The sequence below is a fragment of the Pinirhizobacter sp. genome (assembly GCF_035317885.1).
Classification (GTDB): domain Bacteria; phylum Pseudomonadota; class Gammaproteobacteria; order Xanthomonadales; family Rhodanobacteraceae; genus Pinirhizobacter.
The window spans coordinates 1-4,684 of sequence record NZ_DATHFX010000050.1 but is presented as its reverse complement, the minus strand read 5'-3'; the positions used below and the strand labels follow the sequence as shown (position 1 = coordinate 4,684).

Genomic DNA, 4,684 nt, shown 5'->3' with positions numbered 1-4,684 from the left:
GTTTTTTTACCGCCTGGCATTCACACGGTACGCTTTCGCCTGCCGATGCGCCACCGCGCAAACTGGCGGCCACGTTGGCGGTCTGCCTGGCGCTTACGTGGCTCAACCCGCATGTGTACCTGGACACGCTGTTCCTGATCGGTTCGATCTCCACGCAGTTCCCCGGCGGGCACCTTCAGTTCGCCCTGGGTGCGATGGCAGCTTCACTGGTGTTCTTCTTCGCGCTGGGTTACGGCTCGGGCCTGCTGCGTCCCGTGTTCGCCAAACCGCGCGCCTGGCAGGTGCTGGAGGTGATCATCGGCGTGGTGATGTGGGTGATCGCGGCGAAGCTGTTGCTGGGGTAGCCACTTTGCTGCGCCCGATGCCGGCGTGGCATGCCTTACGTGGCGAAATACCGGCCCGGTGGCGTGCCGTAGGCTTTCCGGAACATGGCAACGAACGCGCTGACGGTGGCGTAGCCCAGTGCGTCGGCGACATCGCTTACGCGCATGCCGCGGGCCAGGTGTTCGAGCGCGCGCGATAACTTTGCCTGTTGGCGCCATTGCGCGAAGCTGCAGCCGGTTTCGTCGCGGAACAGTCGGGTAAGGGTGCGCGTGGATACGCCGCTGGCCTGCGCCCATTCGTCGACGCCGCGCGCGTCGTCGGGGTGTTCGATGATGGTGGTGGCCATCTTCTGCAGCCGTCGGTCGGTTGGCATGGGCAGGTGCATGGGGTCCACCGGTGCGCGGCGCATTTCATCCACCAGCACGGCCATCACGCGCTGCTGTTCCTCGCTGAGCTGCGCCAGGTCGGTCCAGGTGCTTGCACGCAGCACCAGTGAACGGAGCAGCTCGTTCACGCCTACCACGCAGGGATGGATGGGCAGGCAATGCGCCATGTGTGGTGCGACAAACAGCCCCCATCCGCGGCTCGGGCCGGTGATGCGGATGGTGTGCTCGGCGCCGGGCGGCAGCCAACCGGCGCGGCCGGGTAGAAGCATCCATGATCCTTGCCGCGTCTGCGAGACGAACAGCCCGCGTTCGACATAGAACAGCTGTCCGCGCACGTGGCTATGCCAGCCCTTCTCCACCAGCGGAAGATCGCCTTCGGCCTGGTAGGCGATCAGTGGTGGACCATCGGCGCGTTCGAGTGCATCCAGGAGGTCGTGGTGGAGCATGTCGGAAAAGGTGCAACCTCGATCAGATTTATCGAAGTATATGAAGAATCTCTTGATAAACGCCACAAGATCACCTTCTAGCCTAGTCGCACCCAATCCACCGATTCGAGCGCATAGGGAGCGAACAGGAAATCGCGGATCGTCGAGATTCGATCATTGCGCCAATCGACCAGGACAAAATACGCTGGTTTCTCCATCGCGCTTTTGTCAAAAACCAGCATGGCTGGACGGCTTTCGACCGCGCCAAGGGCGAATCGCCATTTCGTTTCTTCGGCATAGCGTGTGAAATACAAAGCGATCCTGTCGCGGCCTTCCAGCTGAAGCCGGTTCACAAGCTCGAGCTTCACGTCATCGGCGAGCATCGCGCGAATCGCATCGAAATCTCCGCTCTGAAACAGATGGACATAGGCTGAGATCTTCCGACGGTCCGAATCGGACATCAGCGGCAGACGGGTATCGTCCGGTGCCTGTGCCAGTCGCCGCAGGGCCGCGCGACCGCGCTGAAGCGCCGATTTGGCGGCTGCCGGGGAGCACTCGGCGATGCTTGCGATTTCTTCCACCGAGTGGCCCAGCACATCCTTGAGGATCACCGCGCAGCGCTGAAGTTCAGGCAGCCGCACAAATGTCTGAAAGCTGATCGCGGTGATGTCATCCTCGGCCATGGGCGCGGCCTCGACGTCGTCGAAGAGCGGAACGAACGTGTTCCGCGACCTGTTGCGCAGGAAATCCAGGCTTGCGTTGTGGGCGATGCGAAACAACCAGCCTTCGAGATTGTCCACCTCGGCGCCTTGGGCTCGCGCGTTAAGGGCCTTGACCAGGGTGTCCTGCAGTACGTCCTCTCCATCGACAGAGGATCCCGTCATACGTGCGCAATAGCGATGAAGGCGTGGCCGCAGCGCTTTCAGGCGATCGGCTAATTCGTCCATGTTCATATCGGTTTTACGCTGCCCCACGCCGAATGGTTGTGCCAACCGCCGTGGACCAGGACAAAAGCTGTTCTGGGTATCGACATTACCTGTCCCTTTCGTTGATTTTACGGTGTTGTCCGCCGTTAAAGACGGCGCCGTCGCTCATGGGTTCTCGCTCAATACCGCCGTGCCCAGGATCGAGTCGACGCTTGCCAGCGCGAGGATCTCCGGGAAACAGGCTTTCATGCGCGGCTCGTCGCGCATCGCCTGGACGGCGGCGGGATTCTCCCATTCCGAGTAGATGACGACGTTGGCGCCGTCCCTGGCGGCGATCAGCCGGGTCGACTTCCAGCCGGCTAGCGTGCTGATCACTGTCCTGGTGTTCTGTTTCAACAGTGCGATCAGTGCATCCTGCTTCGCAGGTTCCACCTTCAGAAGATTGATCAGCACGACGGGTTCGTTGGACATGGCGGGTTTCCTTCAGTGATGGGCATATCAAGGACGAAGCGGCGGGTAGAAACGGATCGCGCCTAGAAAAGAAAGTTTTGAGAATGCCCTGGCTTCGCCGCGCGGGGCTGACTTCAAGCACTGGTGGCAGGCGTGGCGTTTTACCAAGCTGGCGACCCTGGTCGAAGAAGGTGTTGCAATGGCTGCGGTCTCGCCGATGCATGGAAAGCCCTGCGCAGAGGAGTGCGCCATTCACGGGCGAAGGCACGGACGCAGGCTTCTGGCCTTCGCCATCATCGTCATATCCACGTGCAGCACCCTGCATGCGGCTTCGTCGGCCGTGCGCCAATCGTTCGACATCCAGGTGCCATGGGTGCCGCAGGCTGCTTCGCTCGGTGGCAGAACCGAGCTTGTCTACGAACTGCAGCTGACCAACTTTTCCGACGATACGCTGGACCTGGAAAGCGTCGACGCGTTGGATGGGGCGACCGGCGCGTCCCTGGGCCACCTCGATGGCAAGGCGCTGGATGCCGCCATAGGCAGGGTCGGATCCACGCCTGCGAAGCGATCGGTTGCGCCCGGCGGGCACGCCACGATTTTTCTCTCACTGCCTGCGCCAGCCCCTGGGGCGGTCGTCGCGCATCGCATCGAATACACAGTGGCCGGAACGACGCAACATTTCCCCGTTGAGGGAGGCAGGTTCACGCCACGACCGGCAAACCCGGTTGCGCTGGGTCCACCCTTGCGCGGCGGTCCATGGGTGGCGATCTACGATGCCTCGTGGGAGCGCGGTCATCGCCGCGTACTCTACGCCGTGGATGGCCGCGTGCACTTGCCCGGTCGCTTCGCCATCGACTGGATCAAGGTGGACGCGAACGGAGCGCATGCAAGCGACAACGGCAGCAAGCCGGCCAACTGGTTCGGCTACGGCGCCGATGTGCTCGCGGTCGCCGATGCCACGGTGGCTGCGACTCGCGATGGCGTTGCCGAACCCAGCGTGGTGGCGCCCGGGCCATCGCGCGTGCCCATTGGCGATGCCACTGGCAATTATGTCTCGCTGAACCTGGGCGATGGCCGCTTCGTCTTCTTCGAGCATCTGAAGCCCGGCAGTGTGCTCGTGCACCCGGGCCAACACGTGCGCCACGGGGACGTGATCGGCAAGCTCGGTTTCACCGGCCAATCCACCGGGCCACATCTGCACATGCATGTCGCCGACACCAATGCGCCATTGGCCGCCGAGGGGCTTCCCTATGCCATGGGCGGTTTCCGGGTGGAAGGAACCTTCCCGTCGATCGAAGTGTTTGGCGCCGGTCAAGCCTGGACTCACCACACCGCATCGCCCCAGGCGCCCGGCATGCCCGGACCGCTGGATGTAGTGACCTTCACGTCGCGATGACTTCGCCTGGGAATCACGCCGCGCTTGTTACTCTCATCTATCGATGTTCAGTGCCAAAACTATCTCGCGACCACGGGAATTCACCCGGACTCGGAGGTTTCAGAAGCCATGACCACATCGGACAAGAACGCACAGAAAAATCCACCACCTGCCATGCATGCGCCACCGGTGGTGTCACCGCAGGCATGGGAAACGGCGCGGCAGCAGCTGCTGGTGAAGGAGAAGGCGCAATCCCACGCCCGTGATGCGCTGGCAGCCGAGCGCCGGCGCATGCCGTGGATGGCCGTGGAGAAGACCTATGCCTTCGAGGGGCCCTCTGGCAAGGTGGGCCTGCCCGAGTTGTTTGATGGGCGCCGCCAGCTGGTCCTCTACCGTGCCTTCTTCGAGCCTGGCGTGTTCGGCTGGCCCGATCACGCCTGCCGCGGCTGCTCGATGGTGGCCGACCAGGTCGCCCACGTCGCCCACCTCAACGCCCGCGATACCACCCTGGTATTCGTTTCACGCGCGCCGCAGGCGGACATTGCCCGGTTGAAAGCGCGGATGGGCTGGGACAACATCCCGTGGTTCACCCTCACAGATGGCTTCGATGCCGACTTCGGCGTGGACGAGTGGCACGGGACCAATGTGTTCTATCGCGACGGCGACCGCCTGTTCCGCACGTACTTCATCAACAACCGCGGCGACGAGCAGATGGGTGGCACCTGGAATTACCTCGACCTCACGCCGCTGGGGCGCCAGGAGGTCTGGGAAGATTCGCCCGAAGGCTATCCCCAGACC

Annotated in this window: 6 protein-coding genes; 3 read left to right on the top strand and 3 right to left on the bottom strand. The window is 62.8% G+C overall.

Annotated elements, in window-relative coordinates; all coding sequences use genetic code 11:
• Positions 1–344, top strand: a 344-nt coding sequence (locus VK519_RS01505) for a LysE/ArgO family amino acid transporter (protein ID WP_324346981.1), incomplete at its 5' end; no start/stop codon positions are given.
• A 35-nt stretch (positions 345–379) separates the two neighbouring features.
• Here the strand turns inward: VK519_RS01505 and VK519_RS01500 are convergent.
• From VK519_RS01500 to VK519_RS01490, 3 genes are all read right to left on the bottom strand, one after another.
• Positions 380–1,156, bottom strand: a complete 777-nt coding sequence (locus VK519_RS01500) for an AraC family transcriptional regulator (protein ID WP_324346979.1) — start codon at positions 1,154–1,156, stop codon at positions 380–382.
• A gap of 77 nt (positions 1,157–1,233) precedes the next feature.
• On the bottom strand, positions 1,234–2,082 hold the full coding sequence (locus VK519_RS01495; RefSeq protein WP_324346977.1) for a sigma-70 family RNA polymerase sigma factor: 849 nt from the start codon (positions 2,080–2,082) through the stop codon (positions 1,234–1,236).
• A gap of 144 nt (positions 2,083–2,226) precedes the next feature.
• Positions 2,227–2,532: an antibiotic biosynthesis monooxygenase family protein gene (locus VK519_RS01490; protein ID WP_324346975.1), complete on the bottom strand. Its 306-nt coding sequence runs from the start codon at positions 2,530–2,532 to the stop codon at positions 2,227–2,229.
• A gap of 319 nt (positions 2,533–2,851) precedes the next feature.
• On the opposite strand from VK519_RS01490, the gene VK519_RS01485 reads away from it, so the two are divergent.
• Both VK519_RS01485 and VK519_RS01480 read left to right on the top strand, forming a co-directional pair.
• Positions 2,852–3,907 (top strand): M23 family metallopeptidase, encoded by a 1,056-nt coding sequence (locus tag VK519_RS01485; RefSeq protein ID WP_324346973.1) that lies wholly within the window; start codon positions 2,852–2,854, stop codon positions 3,905–3,907.
• A gap of 108 nt (positions 3,908–4,015) precedes the next feature.
• The coding region (locus tag VK519_RS01480; protein ID WP_324346971.1) for a DUF899 domain-containing protein at positions 4,016–4,684 on the top strand (669 nt) is incomplete at its 3' end.